This is a genomic window from Fibrobacter sp. UBA3718 (assembly GCF_002371935.1).
Lineage (GTDB): Bacteria > Fibrobacterota > Fibrobacteria > Fibrobacterales > Fibrobacteraceae > Fibrobacter.
The window spans coordinates 25,366-44,228 of the sequence record NZ_DFHR01000008.1 but is presented as its reverse complement, the minus strand read 5'-3'; the positions used below and the strand labels follow the sequence as shown (position 1 = coordinate 44,228).

General features: G+C 55.8%; 16 protein-coding genes. 13 read left to right on the top strand and 3 right to left on the bottom strand.

Going from position 1 to position 18,863, the window contains the following annotated elements; all coding sequences use genetic code 11:
* Positions 1-9 precede the first annotated feature (9 nt).
* From B4A77_RS02170 to B4A77_RS02110, 13 genes are all read left to right on the top strand, one after another.
* Complete coding sequence (locus tag B4A77_RS02170) at positions 10-3,762, top strand: InlB B-repeat-containing protein (RefSeq protein WP_290737890.1); 3,753 nt, start codon at positions 10-12, stop codon at positions 3,760-3,762.
* 138 nt (positions 3,763-3,900) lie between these two features.
* A complete protein-coding gene (locus B4A77_RS02165; RefSeq protein ID WP_290737887.1) occupies positions 3,901-4,053 on the top strand; it encodes a hypothetical protein in 153 nt (50 codons plus the stop codon).
* A gap of 4 nt (positions 4,054-4,057) precedes the next feature.
* Complete coding sequence (locus tag B4A77_RS02160) at positions 4,058-5,203, top strand: nucleotidyltransferase family protein (protein ID WP_349678366.1); 1,146 nt, start codon at positions 4,058-4,060, stop codon at positions 5,201-5,203.
* Positions 5,203-6,120 carry a hypothetical protein gene (locus tag B4A77_RS02155; RefSeq protein ID WP_290737881.1) on the top strand — a complete coding sequence of 306 codons (918 nt, stop codon included), beginning with the start codon at positions 5,203-5,205 and terminating at the stop codon, positions 6,118-6,120. The genes B4A77_RS02160 and B4A77_RS02155 overlap by 1 nt, the downstream gene beginning before the upstream one ends.
* Positions 6,117-6,575 (top strand): S24/S26 family peptidase, encoded by a 459-nt coding sequence (locus B4A77_RS02150; protein WP_290737878.1) that lies wholly within the window; start codon positions 6,117-6,119, stop codon positions 6,573-6,575. The genes B4A77_RS02155 and B4A77_RS02150 overlap by 4 nt, the downstream gene beginning before the upstream one ends.
* Before the next feature lie 12 nt (positions 6,576-6,587).
* Entirely contained in the window at positions 6,588-6,857 is a 270-nt protein-coding gene (locus tag B4A77_RS02145; protein ID WP_290737875.1) for a PqqD family protein, read from the top strand.
* Positions 6,854-8,467: an ABC transporter ATP-binding protein gene (locus B4A77_RS02140; protein WP_290737872.1), complete on the top strand. Its 1,614-nt coding sequence runs from the start codon at positions 6,854-6,856 to the stop codon at positions 8,465-8,467. The genes B4A77_RS02145 and B4A77_RS02140 overlap by 4 nt, the downstream gene beginning before the upstream one ends.
* Before the next feature lie 107 nt (positions 8,468-8,574).
* The gene (locus B4A77_RS02135) at positions 8,575-9,495 is read left to right on the top strand and encodes a M23 family metallopeptidase (protein WP_173364886.1); all 921 of its coding nucleotides are present in this window, start codon (positions 8,575-8,577) and stop codon (positions 9,493-9,495) included.
* A gap of 73 nt (positions 9,496-9,568) precedes the next feature.
* Complete coding sequence (locus B4A77_RS02130) at positions 9,569-10,969, top strand: lamin tail domain-containing protein (RefSeq protein ID WP_290737869.1); 1,401 nt, start codon at positions 9,569-9,571, stop codon at positions 10,967-10,969.
* Between the two features lie 7 nt (positions 10,970-10,976).
* Positions 10,977-11,699: a hypothetical protein gene (locus tag B4A77_RS02125; RefSeq protein WP_173364888.1), complete on the top strand. Its 723-nt coding sequence runs from the start codon at positions 10,977-10,979 to the stop codon at positions 11,697-11,699.
* A gap of 45 nt (positions 11,700-11,744) precedes the next feature.
* Entirely contained in the window at positions 11,745-13,028 is a 1,284-nt protein-coding gene (locus B4A77_RS02120; protein ID WP_290730190.1) for a hypothetical protein, read from the top strand.
* 20 nt (positions 13,029-13,048) lie between these two features.
* Complete coding sequence (locus B4A77_RS02115) at positions 13,049-13,498, top strand: rhodanese-like domain-containing protein (protein ID WP_290727379.1); 450 nt, start codon at positions 13,049-13,051, stop codon at positions 13,496-13,498.
* Positions 13,499-13,528: 30 nt separating this feature from the next.
* On the top strand, positions 13,529-14,737 hold the full coding sequence (locus tag B4A77_RS02110) for a bifunctional diaminohydroxyphosphoribosylaminopyrimidine deaminase/5-amino-6-(5-phosphoribosylamino)uracil reductase (RefSeq protein WP_290734548.1): 1,209 nt from the start codon (positions 13,529-13,531) through the stop codon (positions 14,735-14,737).
* Here the strand turns inward: B4A77_RS02110 and B4A77_RS02105 are convergent.
* Genes B4A77_RS02105 through rho form a run of 3 tightly spaced genes read right to left on the bottom strand, consistent with a single transcriptional unit; the run spans position 14,703 to position 18,799 of the window.
* Entirely contained in the window at positions 14,703-16,040 is a 1,338-nt protein-coding gene (locus tag B4A77_RS02105) for a sigma-54 interaction domain-containing protein (protein WP_173382003.1), read from the bottom strand. The genes B4A77_RS02110 and B4A77_RS02105 overlap by 35 nt on opposite strands.
* Before the next feature lie 18 nt (positions 16,041-16,058).
* Entirely contained in the window at positions 16,059-16,865 is an 807-nt protein-coding gene (gene proC / locus B4A77_RS02100; RefSeq protein WP_173382002.1) for a pyrroline-5-carboxylate reductase, read from the bottom strand.
* Positions 16,866-16,921: 56 nt separating this feature from the next.
* Positions 16,922-18,799, bottom strand: a complete 1,878-nt coding sequence (gene rho, locus B4A77_RS02095; protein ID WP_349678365.1) for a transcription termination factor Rho — start codon at positions 18,797-18,799, stop codon at positions 16,922-16,924.
* Between the last annotated feature and the right edge of the window lie 64 nt (positions 18,800-18,863).

Genomic DNA, 18,863 nt, shown 5'->3' with positions numbered 1-18,863 from the left:
GAGGTTTTTATGCCTTTTGTAAATAAATTTAAAATTTTAGTTTGTACGGCCTGCCTGATGCTCGTTGGGCAGGGGTTTGCTATGGATGCGTGGATTGATCACAGGAGTGCAGATGCAGATGCGCCTAAAAAGGTGAATGAGTGCTATCAGATCACGTCTCCAGCGGAACTAGCCTGGTTCGCGAAAAAAGTAAATGACAACCAAACGCCTTATTGCGCAAAAGTTATGGCTGATTTGGATATGGCTGGCTATCACTGGATTCCGATTTCGGCAAAGGGGACTCAACGAGCAGTTGATTTTGATGGCAATAATAAGATAATATCGAATTTGTACATAAGTGCAGAGGAAATTCTAAAAAAGTATCCGAACGATAGACAATATGCGCAGAATTTGGGGCTTATTGGAGCCTTCACGGGACATGTACAGAATGTAATCCTTGAAAATGTTGAGGTTTATGCTTATGGAAATGGATATGTTTCTGGAAACAAAGACAATGAAAAGAGTCCGCTTTCCATTGGGACTGTTGTTGGCTGGCAAGCAAATCCGAATAGCATCGTTGAAAATTGCTATGTGACGGGTAAGATGGTTACTTCTGGTGATGGGCAAGCCGTTGGCGGTATTGTTGGTAACAATGGTGGTGGAACGATTCGCAATTGTTATAGTGAAGTAAACATCGATGCAAGTGGTACTGCCTATGTTGGAGGAATTGCTGGTTATACAAAGGCGTATACTGGTGGCGCGGTTGCAACTATATCCTCTTGCGTTTATGCTGGAAACACTCTCTCTAGTACGGGGTCAGGTGCAGCGGGAGCCATTGTTGGCAATCACTATGATGGAACAACTGCTTTTGAAAATGTTTATTATGATAGCGATATATTTGGGAATAACAGTATAGGCCGTACTAGGGCTGGCGACACTACTGGTTCTCCGACAGGAGAGTCGGAGTTGAACTCGGCATTGATCGCCTGTACCCTTAATGGTGGTGAAATGGTGGATGGTGTTTGCACTAAGGATTCTCCGTGGTCTGATGCTGCGACTAGCATTTCCTTGAACGGTTACGGCGCTGATGGTTACAAGATAACCTTCAATGCAAATGGAGGCTCTTTTGCTGGCGGAGCAACATTTGTGAAATATGTAAAGGCTGGGAATATAATTAATAATGATGGCGTTGCAAACCCCTCTTGGGGCGATGACAGTTATGTGTTTGCCGGTTGGTCTGGTGATGACTATAACAAAGCTGCTACCAAGGCAACTACGATTACGGCAGATTGGAATAAGATGCATACGATTACATTCAGTCCTGTTAACGGGGACTTGCAGGGAACGTTCCCAAATGGATCTTCTGAATCGGTATCGATAAAGGTTGAAAACGGAAAGAGAATTGCAGTACAGGGCTTTGAAAGGCCGACTACATTCACTGACGCTCAAAATGTGAAGTATAATTTTATGGGTTGGGCGAATGGGGATGATCCAACGATTCTTTATGTTGAAAACGGGCTCGATAATCTTCCGCTTGCAACAGAGGACATGACTTTGGTTGCCGCATGGACTACCGCTCCTGTTTTTACTGTTCGTTTTTATGAAGATGAAACATCTACGGCTTCGTATGTAAGTTCCGTCTATGAAAACGAGCATGCAACAGAGCTGACGGTCGATAAGATGGATCCGCACCCTGGATATACATTTGAAGGATGGTTTGAAAGAGATGCAGAAAATTCGTTTGACTTTACACAGAATATTACGAGTGATGTCGATCTTTTTGCCAAGTGGACAAAGAATACCTATACGGTGAATTATGTGCTGAATTGTTCGGATGAATGCACAAATTCAAATGCAGACGAGTTTACTGTTGATGGAATGCCGCTTTCCGATCCAGAATGGAATGAAAAGTATCGTTTTTTGGGTTGGTATGCTGATGCTGAATTTAAGGATAAGAAAACAAGTATTCCTTCTGGTTTAACAGACGATATTACGCTTTACGCAGAGTGGGAGACCATTACTTATGACATCACGTATAGAGCGGGAGCCTATGGAACAGGGCTTGTTGCTGCAGAGAAAAAGATTCATAATGAAGCCTATACATTAAGGGATACGTCTTATACTCGCAAAGGTTATTTGCAGAGTGGATGGGTTTCTGAAGAAGGGCTGACTTACGCTTTCGGTGATGAGTATTCCGCTAATGCTCCTTTGATTGTTTATCCTACGTGGGATACTATTTCTTACACGATTACGTATGAATGTAATGGTTGTGATGTTTCTGACAATAAAAAATATCCGAAAAGTTTCAACGTTGAAAGTAAGTTTAGTATAAAGGACCCAGCTTCAATATCTGCTGAATATAAGTTTGGTGGATGGTTTAAGAATGCGGAATTTTCTGGAAATAAGAATCCCAATGTTGCTAAAGGAACTACGGGCGATTTCACATTCTACGGTAAATGGAACAAGATTTACAAGATTACTTATGTAGGAACGGATAAACCTCGTTGTGATACTTTGTATACTGTTGATGATGCTATTACATTAAGGAATCCTGCAGATAGCGCTGGTTACACCTTCGGCGGCTGGTTTACTAACGCAAACTTCGAAGGCGATGCCGCGACAGGTATTGTCAAGGGCTCTACGGGCGATACGACCTTCTACGCTAAGTGGGTGCCGGTTCCGTACACGATTACATACAATATAGATGGCGAACCCGCTGAACTGACGCCGAATACATACACGGCGGCCTCTGCAACGGAACTTGCAACCCCGACTAGGGATGGCTATGAATTCGATGGCTGGTATGGCAACGCTGAATATACCGGAGAGAAGGTTATATCGATTGAAGCTGCTTCTACCGGCGATACGACCTTCTACGCAAAGTGGAACAAAGTCTATCCGTTCCTCGTGAACGACTTCGGCGCCATCAAGGTCTACGAAGACGAAAACGGAAAGCTGACTGCGGAACTCGATGGTATGTCCACGGGAGAAGTGAGCACGATTTCTCCTGAAGATAATATCCTCGTAAGCTCTGTAAACTTCAACCGTGAATTCCCGGTTAATGAAACGGATGCGGACAAAATGTATTCTACGATTGTTCTGCCATTCAGCATAGATACGAACAAGGTCCCCGCAGCTGAATTCTATGAACTAAAGTCTGTTGATGTTGAAAATGCGCAGATTGAATTTTGGGCTGCGGAGAAAACGCTGCAGGCAAATACGCCCTATATTATCCGCACAAAGGCAGCAACACTCTCGTTCAATCTTGATGAAGGAGAGACAGTCGCTCTCAATACGAGCGAGTTGAACAATTCGAACAGTGAGGATGGCTTGTGGGAATTCCGCGGTACGTATTCCTACATAAAATGGAAAGACCATGCTGACGAATTGGGAAGGGCGTATGGCTTCAGAGCCCAGGCAGAAAATTCTTATGCGATTGGTTCTTTCGCAAGAATTGGATCAAGTGCGACCACCCGCCCGTTCCGAGCCTACCTTCTTAAGAAGAACAGTCAGCATGCGAACAGACTGGCGTTCCCGCTGAAGAAATCCAGTACGTCACTCGACCGTGCTTCTATCGACGAGGATTCCGTTCCGGGCACTCTGGATGTTGTGATTGTCGAGCGCGAGACGGGCGAAACGACAGCCATCGGCACCCTCGACACGAGGACTGGCGAAATCAAGTTTATCGACAGCTGGTTCGATATGAAGGGTCGCAGGCTCAATGCCAAGCCAACCACCAAGGGAATTTACTATTATAACGGTAAAAGAGTAATCGTAAGGTAAAAATGAATAAAAAAAGGAAATATGTTGCGCCTCGAATGAAAGTTGTCGCTGTTGCCCATCGGGCAAGGCTCCTGAGTGATAGCGATCCTGAAACGTTTGAAGTCATCATTGTTCCTAGACACTAAAAAAGAGGAAGTCATGAAGAAAGAATACATCGCTCCGGAAATGGAATCCGTAGATTTAAAGACCCAAAGCAATCTCATTCTTTGTGGTAGTGGCGATTCTCCTAATCCTGGGGAAATTGAAGGTGATACTGGCTACGCCCCGTTCAAACAGGATCCGTTAGCATAATTTAGTGGATACTCTCCACGAGCATTTTTTTGCCCTTCTTCGACTTGCACTCGGTGTAAGCGGGGAGGGCTTTGCTTGTTTTGAGGTGGGGTCTGTCGAAGAGTGGCCGCTCCTCTACCGTATGGCTACCCAGCAGTCCCTGTTGGGAGTTGCGTATCGTGGTGTCTGCAAGTTGCCCAAGCAACATCAGCCGCCGTTTGCGGTTGCATTCCAATGGGCGAGCGAGGCGGAGACCGTCAGGGGGCAGAACAAGCTCATCAATCGCGAGGCGGCGCGGCTTACCCGGTTGTTCGAGGCGGAGGGCCGCAAGAGCGCCATCCTCAAGGGGCCCGCGAACGCGCGCCTCTATCCCGATACGTTCATGCGCCAGTGTGGCGATATCGACATCTGGGTCGAGGGGGGTCGCGAAAGCGTCGATGCCCTGCTCCGTCGCATGGGACTGTTGCCCGAATCGGGCGAGGACGACGATGTCGCCACGCGTGTCAATAATTTTGCATCGAGCCACCACCTGCACCTGCCGCGGACTGCGGACGGCATATCGGTCGAGGTCCACTACAGGCCTTCGTCGGGCAACCGGAATCCGTTCAGCACGGCGCGCCTCATGCGCTTTTTGGATGATGAGATAGCCCATCCGGAACCGGTTCCCGAGGGGTTCAACGTTCCGTCGATGAAGTTCGCGCTCGCGATGCAGCTTTCGCATATCCAGCGGCATTTTATCGCGGGCGGCATCGGGATGCGGCAGATCATGGACTACTACGTTCTGCTGTCGCAGGCAACCGAGGCGGATCGCGCCGAATTCTCCGCGAAACTTCGCAAGTTTGGGTTCTATCATACGGCCGGAGCCCTGATGTGGCTTCTGGAGCGTGTGTTCGGGCTTGACCGTTCGAAGATGCTCTGCAGGCCGGATCCCGGGCGTGGCGCCTGGATGCTGGATGTGGTCATGAAGGGCGGCAACTTCGGGCGCTATGCGGGCAAGCGCAGCAGGGGTACCGTCATGCGCTGGCTCGTGAACCGCAAGAATTCGCTCCGGATGTTCCCCTTCGATGCGGCGGAGACCTTCTGGTCCGAGGTCGGCTACTGGAAGCTTTTCCTTCGTACGGTTCCGCTGCGTATAAAGTTGCGCAAGCTCTCGATTAAGGAGTTTTTCTGATGGTCTCGAAGTTCTTCCGCGTTGCGGGCCACTTGTTCCGTGTAGAGGCAGGGGAGTCCCTCTTTGCGCTGATGCAGAACTACTCCCCGTTCGAGGTGGCGGAGACCACGGCCGGCAGTCCGAATGACGGATGTTCTCTTATATTCACATTGTCGATGGCCTCTGGAATGTCTATTCCGGAGTATGCCGAGGATACGCGCCAGGAAGAGGAAGGCGATATCATCGTCTGCGGCCGGACGGCGGCGGGCGAGTCCGTGTTCGACTTCAGCCTGTTCGGGAAAAGGGCGGGCGTGCTTGTGTGTGCGCCCGGTTATAGAGAGGCAACGCTTTATTTGTGTGCTTGTGGCGATAGTCCGACGGTGCTGCACCTCTCGCGCTTTGCGCTGAACAATTCCCTGATGGTACTCTACGCGCTTGCCACGGCGAGCCTCGGGACAGCGCTTTTCCATTCTGCGGTCGTCACTTACGGCGGCCGGGGCTACATGTTCCTCGGCAAGAGCGGCACGGGAAAGAGTACGCACGCGCGTCTCTGGCTCAAGCACAACGCGGGTTCGGATCTCCTGAATGACGACAACCCGGTGGTGCGTATCCTTGAATCGCCGGACGGCTCTAAGGACGTCCGGGTCTACGGCTCGCCGTGGAGCGGCAAGACCCCATGCTACAGGAACGAGGAAGCTAAAATCGGCGGTATCGTGCTCCTGGAACAGGCTCCTTTCAACAAGATAGTGCGCCTGCGCGGCGTAGAGGCCTATGCGGCCCTCATCACGAGCATTTCGGGGGCGCGCTGGGACCGTTGCGTCGCGGACGGCCTCCATGCGACGGAGAACGGGCTTGCGATGAATGTCCCGGTTTGGTTCCTGAAGTGTCTCCCCGACGAGGAGGCGGCGAAGGTTTGCGTGGAGGCGGTCGCCAAGTGAGCGAGAGCACTTGCATAGACGACGGCGTTATCCTTTCGGAGGCGGTCCGCCTCGTGAACGAGGGTGTCGAGGTCACTTTCCCCGTGAACGGCCGTAGCATGCGTCCCTTCATCGAGGGCGGCCGCGACAGCGTGGTGCTCGTGAAGCCCGGCGAGGTGAAGAGGCTCGACGTGGTGCTTGCCCGCACGGACACCGGGCGCTTCGTGGTCCACAGGATTGTGTCTCTTGATGGCGAGCGCGTGACGCTCATGGGCGACGGCAACCTCTGCGGCCGCGAAACTTGTGGCGTAAGCGGCGTGCTTGCGAAGGTGACTCACATGGTGCGCCCCGGCGGTAAACGGGTTGCGTTCGAAACGGCGCGGATGCGCATGGCCGCCAAATTGTGGGTGACGCTTTTGCCGTTCCGCAGGATTTTGCTTAAATTGTATAGGGTTTGCCACCGGATTGGCAACTAGACGGAGTTTTCTATGCGTATTAAGAAAGGTTTCGTGCTGCGCGATGTGTGCGGCGAGAAGGTTATCATGGGCGAGGGGCTCGGCGCGCTTGACTTCGGCAAGCTCCTGTGCCTGAACGAGACGGCGGCCTGGCTCTGGGATAAGGCGTGCGAGGCGGGCGACTTTACGGTCGATGCCCTTGCGGATGCCCTGTGCGCCGAATACGACGTGGACGCGGAACGCGCCCGTGCCGATGTCGCCGCGATTGTCGGCGAATGGCAGAAGGTGAACGTGCTCGAATGAGATACCTCGCATGGCTGTGGAATAGTACGGGCGGATTCCGCCTGAACATTGCTATCCGCGTCTTGGCGGGTCTCGGCCGCGTGTCTCTCGGGCTTCTGATGGTCTGGCTCAGCAAGCGCTTTATCGACGAGACTATCGTTACGGGGAGCGAAACCGATATCGTCCGGATGGTGGTCTTCCTTGTGCTTACGGTGGTCGGCGGGATTGTCCTCAGGCTCCTTTTTTATTACATGACGGCGTCCGCGGTGGTCCGCAAGTCGAATGCTCTCCGGCTGGAGGCTTTCGAGGGGCTCTTTTCGCGGAGTCTCTACGGCGGCGACAAGCTCCATTCGGGCGACGTGGCCTCCAGGCTCTCGAAAGACATAGAATCCGTTTCGACGACGGCCATGGATACCTTGCCGCAGATGCTTGTGACGGGGCTCCAGCTGGTGGGGGCGTTCCTGCTGATGCGCTGGTTCGACGCCCGCCTCGCCTGGGCGCTGCTCCTGTTCACCCCCGTGGCGATCGTGCTCGGCAAGCTCGTCTCGCGCAAGTTGCGCAACATGACCCTCGAAATCCGCGACCGCGAGAGCCGTATCCAGATGCAGGTGCAGGAGGGCGTGGAATTCAATGCGGTGCTCCGGTCGCTCGAAAGCGAAGGCTGGGTGGCGGGTCGCCTCGGCAAGATGCAGGGCGAACTCGAATCGAAGGTGCTGAAGAGGACGCGGTTCACGACAATTTCGCGGTTCGCGCTGGGCTCCGCTTTCGGGCTCGGCTACCTTTTCGCCTTCGTGTGGGGCGCTCTCGGGCTTCGCGACGGGGTTATCACGGTCGGCATGCTGACGTCCTTCTTGCAGCTGGTGGGGCAGATCCAGGGACCGATACTTTCGATTCTCAACATGGTGCCGCAGGTGGTGCATTCCACGGCGAGCATCGACCGCCTGCAGGAACTCCGTGGCGCTCCGGCGGTTCGCGGCGAGGGCGTGACGCTCGACGGTATACCGGGAATCCGTGCGGAAGGCCTCCGTTTCGGCTATGGTGATGGCGCAGGCGTAATAGACGGGTTCAGTCACGACTTTAAGCCGGGTTCCAAGACGGCCATCATGGGGACGACGGGTGCGGGCAAGACGACTTTTTTCCGGTTGCTTCTGGGGCTCGCGCACCCCGAGGGTGGTCGCCTGTCGCTCTATTCCGGTGCTTCCGAGGTGGAGATTTCGGAAGAGACCCGCTCGAATTTCGTCTACGTGCCGCAGGGGAATACGCTCCTGAGCGGGACGGTGCGCTTCAACCTCCAGCTCGCGAACCCAGAGGCGGGGGAGGACGAAATGCGGAAGGCGCTGCACGACGCCTGTGCCGATTTTGTGCTCGACATGCCCCAGGGGCTCGACACGGAACTTGGCGAACGCGGGCTGGGCTTGAGCGAGGGCCAGGCTCAGAGGATAGCCGTCGCGCGCGGGCTCTTGCGGCCGGGGAACGTGTGGCTTTTCGACGAGGTGGGTTCCGCCCTCGACGAGGAGACCGAACGCGAACTCTTCCGCAGGCTCTTCGATGCCTATCCCGGAAAGACGATGCTTTTCGTGACTCATCGCGGGACTGTCGCCGGCCTTTGTGACGAAATTCTTACTTTTTAGGCCTTTCTGTTAAAAAAACATTACTAGATGCCCGATTTCGCCCTTTTGGGGTGATTGCGGCGGTCCTGGACTTTTCTTTTTAGGGCGTTTTTTCTATCTTCGTTCCCGTGAAATTCGTGAAGGCAAACATCCACTACCAGAATTCATCGAAGTCGCTGACTTTGCATCTGCCCGAATTCTTGTTCCGTGGTTACGGTTTTATCCGTGCCTTCGTCGTCGTCGGACTGGTGCTGCTGGTTGTCCAGCTCGGTGCGACCATCGGCTACGACCTGGTGATGAAGCATGTCATCAAGGGCCGCATGGACCTCAACAAGCAGATGGCCCAGATCGAGAACTCTATCGATTACCTGAACCAGACGTCTTCCGTGTTTTTCAAGGACGAGCAGAGGATTCATTCCAAGTTCGCGTTGACACCTCCGAACGAGGCCGAACGCGAGCTCGGCACCGGCGGCTATATCGGCCCCGATTCGCTCCTTTTGCGCGGTTCTTCTCCTGTTTTTGAGAGGATGGCGCTGCTCCGCGAAAATGCTGAACGCCTCCAGAACAAGATTGAACTCAACAACAAGTCTTTCCTTGCACTTTCCGAATATGTGGGCCAGCAGCAGTCCCGCTGGCGCTACATTCCCTCTATTGCCCCGACGCGCGGTCACGTGGGTTCCGGTTTCGGCCCCCGCATCCATCCGGTGACGGGCGAGGTGGGCAAGATGCATCAGGGGGTAGATCTTTCCAACGACCGCTGGACCCCGATCTATGCGACGGCGGACGGCATCGTCGAGCTCGCGCAGTTCAGTTCCTCTTTCGGAAACTACGTGGCGATAAACCATGGCAACGGTCTCAAGACCCGCTATGGCCACATGCAGATGTTCATTGTCAAGCCCGGGCAGTTTATCCGGCGCTACCAGACAATTGGTTATATGGGTTCCACAGGGCGCTCCACGGGCCCTCACCTCCACTACGAGGTCTGGGTCGGGGATCATCCGGTGAATCCGGTTGCCTATATTCTTCCAGGCGACTATTCGGTCGACTGATACCTTTGCCTGTTCCAGTATAGGTGGCGTCCCTTCGGGGCGGCGGGCGGGGTAAACCCCTTCGGGGGATATCTTGAAATACATGCTTTTCGCGGCGGCGACTGCTGCGGCATGCCCGATGTTTGTCGAGTTCTTTCCGGACCCGACCGATGTCCCGGACAGCGAGGGTGAATTCGTAGAAATCCTGCTGGATTCCGCTTTTGCTGCCGATTCTCTATATATTTCGATGGACGGGACGCGGGGCGCATACGCCTACCCGGCGGGGACCAGGCTCGTCCTGGTCCACGACAGCGCGTCGTGTCCGGCACGGAGCGCTGTCGCATGCGCCCCCTTGCGGCCGTCGCTTCCCAATTCTCGCGGCTCGGTTTGGACTTTGCATGCCGGGGCCTGTTCCGATTCGGTGGAACTCGATATTCCCAAGCCGGGCAAGTCGATGCAGAGGCGCGGCTCGACGGACGACTGGGACTTTGCGGCCCCGACTTTTGGAATTGCGAACCCTGCCTTCGAGACGGGCGTAAAGGATTGCGGCGTGGCTTCGGTTTCGGTCTCTGCCGCTCCGGGAGGGGACGGCTTCTTCGTGTCGGGCAGGCTGACGGGGTGTGGGGAGACGGACGTCTCGCTCGAATGGACGGGGCTTTTCGGAAGGGGGAGTAGCCGAACGGAAATGCTTCCGTCGACTACAAGTTTCGAGAGCGAGGTGGCTGCGGACGGGGCGGCCTGGATTCGGGTGCGGCTTCCCGAGGACGATTACCCGGCGAACGATTCGTGGGATTCCCTCGTGTTTATTCCGGGGCAATCCCCCCTTGTGGTGTCCGAGGTGCATCACTGCCCCCAGGAACCGGAACCCGAATGGGTCGAAATCTACAACGTGTCGCAGCATCCGCTTCCGCTTTCGCGGTTCGGGTTCTGTGGCAGGGGTGGTGCGTTGGGCGGTATCGCCGATTCCATCGGCCCGGGCGGGCTTCTTCTCGTGACGAAGGATTCCTTGGAACTGAGGGCTTTTCTTGGCATTGCCGACGTGAAAATATCGCAGGTAAAGATGGGCGTTCTCAACAACGCGGGCGGTTCGCTGTCGCTTTGTTTTGATTCGAGCACCATCGATAGCGTCTCGTGGGACAAGTCTACGGTCGGATGTCCTTCGGGTTTCAGCCCACTGACCTCCCGGGGCGACAATTCGCCGGGGTTTGTGGGGAAGGCGCGCGGAGGGGATGCCGGTGCGGTCGAGTTTACGGTTTCGGGTCGCATTTTCCGCATGGGGGGGCCGCCTCCGCGGGTGCGCGTGGTGAGCGAAACGGCCGTAGAACTGGGCTTGCTCGACTCGGCCGGTCGCAAGGTCTGGAGTGGGAATGCGGATTCGAATTCATCGGTATGGCGGGAGATTCCGCTGCAGAAGTTCGGGAACGTGGGTGTGAACTATGTCCGTGTGAAATCCGGAAATTACGAGAAGGTGGTGGGAATTGTCTTGCGTCCGTAGAATTGCGTTGGCATCGGTGCTCGTGCTTCTGGATTTGGCATGCGCGTTCGAATCGCCGGTTTCTTTTGCCGGTTTTGCTTCTGCAGTTCCCGGGGGGCCGGCGGGTTGGAACTCCAACCCTGCGGGGGCACACGGGGGTGCCCTCGCGGCCTCGACCTGGTGGCGAGGCTCCGGCCCCTCCGAGCGCGCCGCCTCCTTGTCCGCAAGCTGGAAAATGGGAGTTCTGGGCGGGGCCTTCGTCTACGATTACTACAGTCTCGATTCGACGTTCCGGCAATCCTACGCCATGCTTGAGGCTTCGCTTTCATTCTGGAAGCTGAAGGCGGGGGCTGCCTGGGGTCCCGTTGCCGAATGGGTCCCGGGCGATGCGGCGTGGCTCCGGTACCGCGTGAAGTTCGGCCTGCTCGGTCGGCTTGGGCGGTTCGCGCTGTCTTCTTGGTGGTGCGGCTTTGTCGACGAAAAGATTTCGCTTCCGTGGGTCGGAGTCTTTTGGGAGTCGACTGGGAATTTTTCCGCCTTTGCGGTGAGCGACTTTGAGTCCGTCTCCTTTGGGACTTCGGTGCGGATTGGCGTCTTTTCGATTGAGGCTTCTTATGCCTTTCCGGGTTTTGGGCTCGATTTCGGGATTTCCGTCGCATGGGGCGGGCTTCTGCTCGGTGCGGAGCACGGAATTCGCGACGAAATCGGCGACTGGAACGGAGTCTGGGCCGTCAAAAGAATCAACAAGTGATTTTGGCTGTGCTGACGGGTCCCAAATTTGTCTATCTTGTGTTGTATGAATGCATTGGTGACGAGTGAATTTGGCATGAACTGGATTATCGTGCTCCTCCTGGTGACGATCATCCTGCTTGTCGTCTGCGGTATTAGCGTTTTCCTCTTGAAGGACAGCATGCGCAGGCAGCACCTCTACGAGCGCTTTTCGGGCAACCTTAACGAATTCATCGTCGTATTTTCGCAAAAGATGGAGTTCCTCTACGGGCTTCCGATGTATATGTCGGACCCCCTTTTTAAGCGCTTGAGCTCGGGAAGCTCGTTCCAGGACCTTCAGGATCCGAAGGACTGGGCCAGGATGACCCTATTCTTCGACGATGTCGAGAAACACCAGAATGTGTCGTTCATTTTCTCCATCAACTTGCCCAAGCTGGATTCGAACCAGGAAAGTAGCGGAATCCAGTGGTACGAGATGAGGGCCGTGGTAGAACATATTTCAGTCCAGGAGACGGACTATGTCTGCTTTATCAGGAACATCACGAAAGAGAACGAGAACAGGAAGGAACGCGAACGCTTGCAGTCCAGGCTCGACAACCTTCTGCAGAATACGGGCGACTTCCTCTGGAATTTCGAAGTCGAGGACCGCAAGTTCAGGCTCCTGACTCCGCTTCTCGACGAGGAACACCGCGTAATCCCTCAATCTACGGGCTACGTGAATGTCCACGAGATGATGCCCGAACCGGATTGGGAACTCTTGAACGCCATGCTGAACAGGAGGGTCAAGGATTTCCATACATTCGGTTCGAGGGGCGACCCGTTTGAATCGATCAAGCTGCGACTGTATGGCCCGGAGAAGACTCTCGTGTGGTACAGCTTCCGAGGAAGCCTCACGACGGACGAACGGAACAACCTTGTGTTCCAGGGATCGGCTCGGCGCATGGACATGATTCTCGAAAATGCGGTCCTCAATGCGGGGGATTACCGTGATTCGATGTTCTCTGCCATGTTCATGTTCCCGGATATCCGCGTTTTCTGGGTGGACCCGAACTATATCGTGCGCGGCTGTAACCAGGCCTTCGTGACCGATTTCCAGATAATGAGCCCGAACGATGCGATAGGCAAGTGCCTTGATGCCGTGGTTAACCAGCAGGCGCTCCCGATGATGATGCGTGCACTGACGGAAGTTTTCGATACGGGCAGGAGCGTCTCGTGGAAGGGCTTTTTTGGAAATATTGGCAAGGGCATCATGTATAACATGGTCCCCATCAAGGGGGCCAACGGTGAAACGGTCTTTGTCCTTGGTGTGTCCATCCTCTTTAACCAGTACGATTTCGAGGACCACCGTTAATTTTTTAAGTGAGGTATGATATGAAAAAGCTATTCGCAATGCTTGCATGTTCAATGTTCATGATGGCCGGCTGCAACGACCCCCAGGCCAAGCCTGCCGCAAAGGCGGAAGCCGCCCCGGCCCAGCCTGCTCCGGCCGAGAAGGAAGCCCCGGCCCCGGCGCCCGAGGCCCCGAAGGCCCAGATTACGAATATCGACTGGGCGAAGGCGCTCGAAATGCAAAAGGCGGGTGCGATGCTGATTGATGTGCGCACTCCGGGCGAGGTGGCGGAAGGGACCGCCGAAGGCTCCGTGAACATCCCGCTGCAGGAAGCCGAACAGAGGCTCGCCGAGTTCCCGAAGGACAAGGACCTGCTGATTTTCTGCCGTAGCGGCAAGCGCAGCATGGCTGTCTCGAACATCCTGATCCAGAATGGCTACGAGCGCGTGTTCAACGTGGTCGGCGGGTTCATGGCGTTTCCGAAAAACTAACGCGTAAAATTGAGTAACGTTACGAACTATATGCGGCTCGCCTTGGATGAGGCGTTCTTTGCCGTGGGGGTGAGCCGACCGAACCCTGCTGTCGGTGCTGTCGTCGTGAAGGACGGCATTGTCGTGGGGAAGGGGCGGACACAGCGCCCCGGCTCGGCCCATGCCGAGGTCATGGCGCTGCGTGACGCGGGCGAACTCGCCCGCGGGGCGGCCCTGTTCGTGACGCTCGAACCGTGCTGTCACCAGGGCCGCACGCCCCCCTGCACATCCGCCATTATCACGGCCGGCATTTCCGAGGTCTATTTCGCGCATGCGGACCCGAATCCCGTTGTCCGTGGCAAGAGCCGCGGCATTCTCGAAAATGCGGGAATAAAAGTCTACGAGGGCGAGGATGCCTGTGCGCGTGCGCATGTGGCCGAAAATTGGGACGACGAATCCTGTCCCGAGGGCTGCATGGTGATTTCCTCCGGGCAATCGCCGTCGCATGGAGTGGCGGACGAGTCCCTTTTGGAGGGTCGCGAAGTCTATCGCGACGTCGAACGCTATTTCGAAGGCTACGACCATTTTGTCCGTAACGCGACTCCCTTTGTCGAGGTGAAAATGGCCATATCGCAGGACGGATTCATGGGCGCCGTTGGCCGTGGCGGGGCTCATTTGCCGGTTTCCATCACGGGGGAGGCCGCCAACTGCTGGAACCATGAACTGCGCGCCATGAGCGATGCCGTTCTCGTGGGGTCGGGGACGCTCCTGTCGGACAACCCGGGGCTTGATGTTCGGTTAGTCCATGGAAACAGCCCCGTTAAAATCGTCTGGGCGCCGCACCGCGAATTTACGGCTTGCGAGGTTGATTCCCTGAAGGCTTTTGGCGATTCCCGGACCCTGGTCTATTCCTGTGTGGAACAGCCTGCGCTCGAATCGAAAGCCGAGGTCGTTCGCCTGCTCGGCGAAGACTTTGCGTCTCGGTGGAAATTCATGGTCCAGAATCTGGGCAAACGCGGCATGCACAGGCTCATGGTCGAACCGGGAGCCAAGCTGGCCTCCATGATTTTCGAATGCGGGCTCTGGGACCGGCTCGACCTTTGGCGTTCCACCGACTGCAGTGTCGAAGAACGGCTTGAAGAATCCGGTCTAGAAGGCCTTTTGTGTCCTGATATGCCCGAAGAATTGGTCGCCCGCGAATCCTACATGGCGGGGCACGACGTTCTTACTGTATTTTATCGCCCAGGCGAAAATCCTTGACGTTTATGCCCAGGCGCGAAAGCCTGTTGTAGAGGGTCGTGCGCAATAGGCCAAGCTTTTCGGCGGCAAGGCTCACGGATCCCCCGTTTTCGCGGATTTTTGCAATCAGGAACGTGCGTTCTTCCTGGTGCTGCCAATCTTGAAAATCGTTGTAGCTTTCGAAGCTCGAAGCAGAAATGTTGCCCTGTGCTTGGCTCTGGAGACTGGCTGCGGGTTCTATCTGCAGGTCGTCTGCCGTGAGAGTCCCGGGCGCAGTAAAGCACAGCGCACGCTGGATGACGTTTTCGAGTTCGCGGATGTTGCCCGGCCAGCTGTGGTTGCGGAGTTTCTCGAGGGCATCTTCCGACAGCGTGTAGGGTTCGCCCGCGGGCGCGTATTGCCTTATGAAGTAGTTTGCGAGGTCCTCGATGTCTTCCTTGCGTTCGCGCAACGGCGAAAGCTGCACGGGAATCACGTTCAGGCGGTAGAAGAGGTCTTCGCGGAAGCGCTTTTCTCGAATTTCGTCGCGGAGGTCGCGGTTGGTGGCGGCGATGATGCGCACGTCGATATGGCGTGTCTTGTTCGCGCCGATGGGGCGGATTTCCTTGTTCTGGATGACGCGCAGGAGCTTTACCTGTGCATGCAGCGGCATGTCCCCGATTTCGTCGAGGAAAATGGCTCCGCCGTTAGCGTCTTCGAAGAGCCCGATGCGTTCGTTCTGCGCTCCGGTAAAAGCACCGCGCGTGTGTCCGAAGAGTTCGCTTTCGAATAGGGTGTCCGGGATGGCGCTGCAGTTCACGACCACGAACTTGTCGTACATGCAGGCAATCGCGCGTGCGACGAGGTCCTTGCCGACTCCCGATTCTCCCTGGATAAGGACTGGTCCCGTATGCAGGATGGCGCGTTCCACCTTCTTGCGGAGATCCTGCATGGCCCTGCTCTTGCCCACGAGGTGGCTCATGCGTTCCTTGAAGATGAGCCGTGCCTTCTGGATTTCCTTGAGGCGGCTTATCTTGCTCATGAGGTGGAGACGTACGGCTTCTACCGAAAGGATGATGTCGTAGGAGTTCCCCGCAAAACTGTAGGCGTCCGGGCTGTGGGCGTAGGCGAGCACCATCGTTTCGGGATGCTCCCTGTGGATTCTCGGAAGTTCGCGTTCGTTGTCGGCCGCGAAGGAATCAAGGTCCCAGATGACGATGGGTGCCGTTGCCTCTGAGGCGTTTGCGGTGTCGTGCAGGGCTACCGAATAGTTTACCGAGGAAAGCACGTCCTGTATGAACGAGGACGTGTCCGTTTCCTTGGTGAACAGATCGATTGCGGACATCGCTTTTTTGTTCCGGGACTACTTGCCCAGTTCCTTAGAGCGTTCGGTACCGGCGACTACGGCCTTGATGAGGCTCGAGCGGAATGCACCCTCTTCGAGGGCGTCCACGCCTGCAATCGTCGTACCGGCAGGCGAACAGACCATTGCGCAGAGGTCGCTCGGGCTCTTGCCCGACTGCTTCACGAGCTCGACGCTGCCTTCGATTGTCCCGAGGGCGAGCTTGAGGGCCACATCGCGGGTTAAACCGGCTTTTACGCCGCCGCGGGTAAGGCCTTCGATAAACTCGAACACATAGGCGGGGGCACTACCGGAAAGTCCGGTGACGGCGTCCATGAGGCTTTCGGCGACACGGCAGGTGACGCCGATGTTGCCGAAGATTTCTTCGGCAGCCTTCAGGGTAGCCTCGTTGACGCCGTCCGTCGCGAGCGCGACGGTGCCCTTGCCGACAGTGAGCGGCAGGTTCGGCATCACGCGGAGCACCTGGTTCTTTGCGCCGAGAACTTCGGTGAGGTTCTTGCGGGCGACTCCCGCCATGATGCTCACGAAGGTCTTTGTGCCCTTGATGGCCTTGACGGCGTTCTTCCATTCGGTGGCGACGAGCTTGAAAATCTGAGGCTTCACGCAGAGGAAGGTGATGTCGGCCTTCTTGACGCCTTCCGCGAAGTTCTTCACGCGGACGCAGCCGAGTGCGCTTACCGCAGCCGCGGCAGCATCGCTCGGGTCAAAGAAGAATATGGACTTGGGGTCAACTTTCGCATTCAGGAGCCCGCGCAGGATGGCTCCGCCCATGTTGCCCGTGCCCGCAAAGAAAATTTTCTGATTCATAACATTAATCCTTATATAAAATCATCCATTATCAATCATCAATTATCAATTAATGATTATCCGTTCATGGAAGTGAGGAAGTCGCGGTTCGTCTCGAACAGCTTGAGCTTGTCACGCATGAATTCCATGATTTCGACGGTGGTCATATCCTGCAGGTAGCGGCGCAGCACCCAGACGCGGCGCAGTTCCTCGTCGCTAAGCAGCAGTTCTTCCTTGCGGGTGCCGGACTTGAAGATATCGATGGCCGGCCAGATGCGCTTTTCGGCGATGCGGCGGTCGAGCACGAGTTCCATGTTGCCCGTACCCTTGAATTCTTCGAAAATCACTTCGTCCATGCGGCTGCCGGTCTCGATGAGTGCCGTACCGATGATGGTGAGGGAGCCTCCGTTTTCGATTTTACGTGCGGCACCGAAGAAGCGCTTGGGGCGCTGCATGGCGTTAGCGTCCACACCGCCGGAGAGGATCTTGCCGGAATGCGGAATCACGACATTGTTCGCGCGGGCAAAACGCGTAATGGAGTCGAGCAAAATCACCACGTCGTTGCCGTGTTCCACGAGGCGTTTCGCCTTTTCGAGGACCATGTCGGCCACCTTGATGTGGCGCTCGGGCGGTTCGTCGAACGTAGAGGCGAGCACTTCGGCCTGGATGTTCTTGCCGACGTTTGCCGCATCGATCTTGAGACGGTCGATGAGTTTCCTCATTTCGGTCACTTCTTCGGGACGTTCGTCAATCAGGAGCACCATGAGCTTCACCTCGGGGTGGTTCACGGTGAGCGCCTGCGTCACGTTCTGGAGCAAAACCGTCTTACCGGTGCGCGGGGGAGCGAGGATAATGCTGCGCTGGCCCTTGCCGATGGGGGTAAAGAGATTCATGATGCGCGTGCTGAATTCGTCCTTCTTCCATTCCAGATTGAGCTTCTCGATCGGGTGGATGGGGGTGAGGTATTCGAATGCGACGCGGCGCTTCGTCTTCTCGGGCGGTTCGAAGTTCACCGTGTCGATGCGCATCAGGGCAAAGTACTTCTCGCCTTCGCGCGGCTGGCGCACCTGGCCCGTGATGGTGTCGCCCATCTTGAGGTCGTAACGGCGGATGATGTTCCTGCTGATGTAGATGTCGTCGGGGCCGGCGAGGTAGTTGTGGTCGGGGTTACGCAGGAACCCGTGGCCGCCTTCCGGAATAATCTCGAGCACGCCTTCCGTGTAGATGGGGGTCTCCTCGCCACCGGTAGAAGAAAGGATGCTGTACACGAGCGCCTGCTTGCGCATCTTCTTGCAGTCTTCGATGCCGAGTTCTTCGGCGCGCTGCTGCAGTTCGAACATCGGGAGCCCGCGGAGTTCGCGCCACTTTGCCTTTGCGGCCGCCACTACTTCGGGCGGCGGCGGGGGCAGCTGGATGCTCTCGTCGATAAAGTCGTCTTGCGGGAGGTTCCTGTTGTGGCGGTTCTTGAACTTGTTGAACTTATTGAACTTGCCGTTGTTCCCGTTGTTATTGTTGTTATTGTTGAACTTTCCGTTGTTGTTATTGTTGTTGAACTTGCCGCCGTTCTGCCCGTTGTTCTGGCCGTTGTTTTGCGGGTTGTTCTGACCGTTTGCCTGTGCACCCTTGTTCGGGTCGGCTTCGGGCTTTGTTGTATCGGCAGGAGCTTCCGCTTTTTCTGCCTTCGGTTCCGAAGGTGCGGATTCGACAGCCGCGGGTGCCGGTTCGGGGGCCTGTTCGGAGGCCGGCTGTTTTGTCTTGGAAGATTCTTTGGGTTCCGGGGCTTCGGCTGTTTTTTTGGAGGGCCTGCCGCGACGCTTGGGCTGGGGTTCCGCACCTTCGGCGCTCGGAATCGGCTGCGCTAGGTCGCCGAGTTTCTCGTAGTCGATGGGGGAGTTTAAATCAATGGTGTCGGAAAGCAGTTGCGGTTCGTCTTGAACCTTCTTTTGTCTAGGCACTATTCGTTCCTTTGGCTTGTATGATGTTGGGTAGAATAAATTTTCCAGAAGATAGGGCCCCGCT

Excerpts from the sequence above, each read along its gene's own strand:
- B4A77_RS02170 (WP_290737890.1), top strand. The coding sequence starts at position 10 with ATGCCTTTTGTAAATAAATTTAAAATTTTAGTTTGTACGGCCTGCCTG.
- B4A77_RS02165 (WP_290737887.1), top strand. The coding sequence starts at position 3,901 with ATGAAGAAAGAATACATCGCTCCGGAAATGGAATCCGTAGATTTAAAG.
- B4A77_RS02155 (WP_290737881.1), top strand. The coding sequence starts at position 5,203 with ATGGTCTCGAAGTTCTTCCGCGTTGCGGGCCACTTGTTCCGTGTAGAG.
- B4A77_RS02145 (WP_290737875.1), top strand. The coding sequence starts at position 6,588 with ATGCGTATTAAGAAAGGTTTCGTGCTGCGCGATGTGTGCGGCGAGAAG.
- B4A77_RS02140 (WP_290737872.1), top strand. The coding sequence starts at position 6,854 with ATGAGATACCTCGCATGGCTGTGGAATAGTACGGGCGGATTCCGCCTG.
- B4A77_RS02120 (WP_290730190.1), top strand. The coding sequence starts at position 11,745 with ATGAATGCATTGGTGACGAGTGAATTTGGCATGAACTGGATTATCGTG.
- B4A77_RS02115 (WP_290727379.1), top strand. The coding sequence starts at position 13,049 with ATGAAAAAGCTATTCGCAATGCTTGCATGTTCAATGTTCATGATGGCC.
- B4A77_RS02110 (WP_290734548.1), top strand. The coding sequence starts at position 13,529 with ATGCGGCTCGCCTTGGATGAGGCGTTCTTTGCCGTGGGGGTGAGCCGA.
- B4A77_RS02105 (WP_173382003.1), bottom strand. The coding sequence starts at position 16,040 with ATGTCCGCAATCGATCTGTTCACCAAGGAAACGGACACGTCCTCGTTC.
- proC (WP_173382002.1), bottom strand. The coding sequence starts at position 16,865 with ATGAATCAGAAAATTTTCTTTGCGGGCACGGGCAACATGGGCGGAGCC.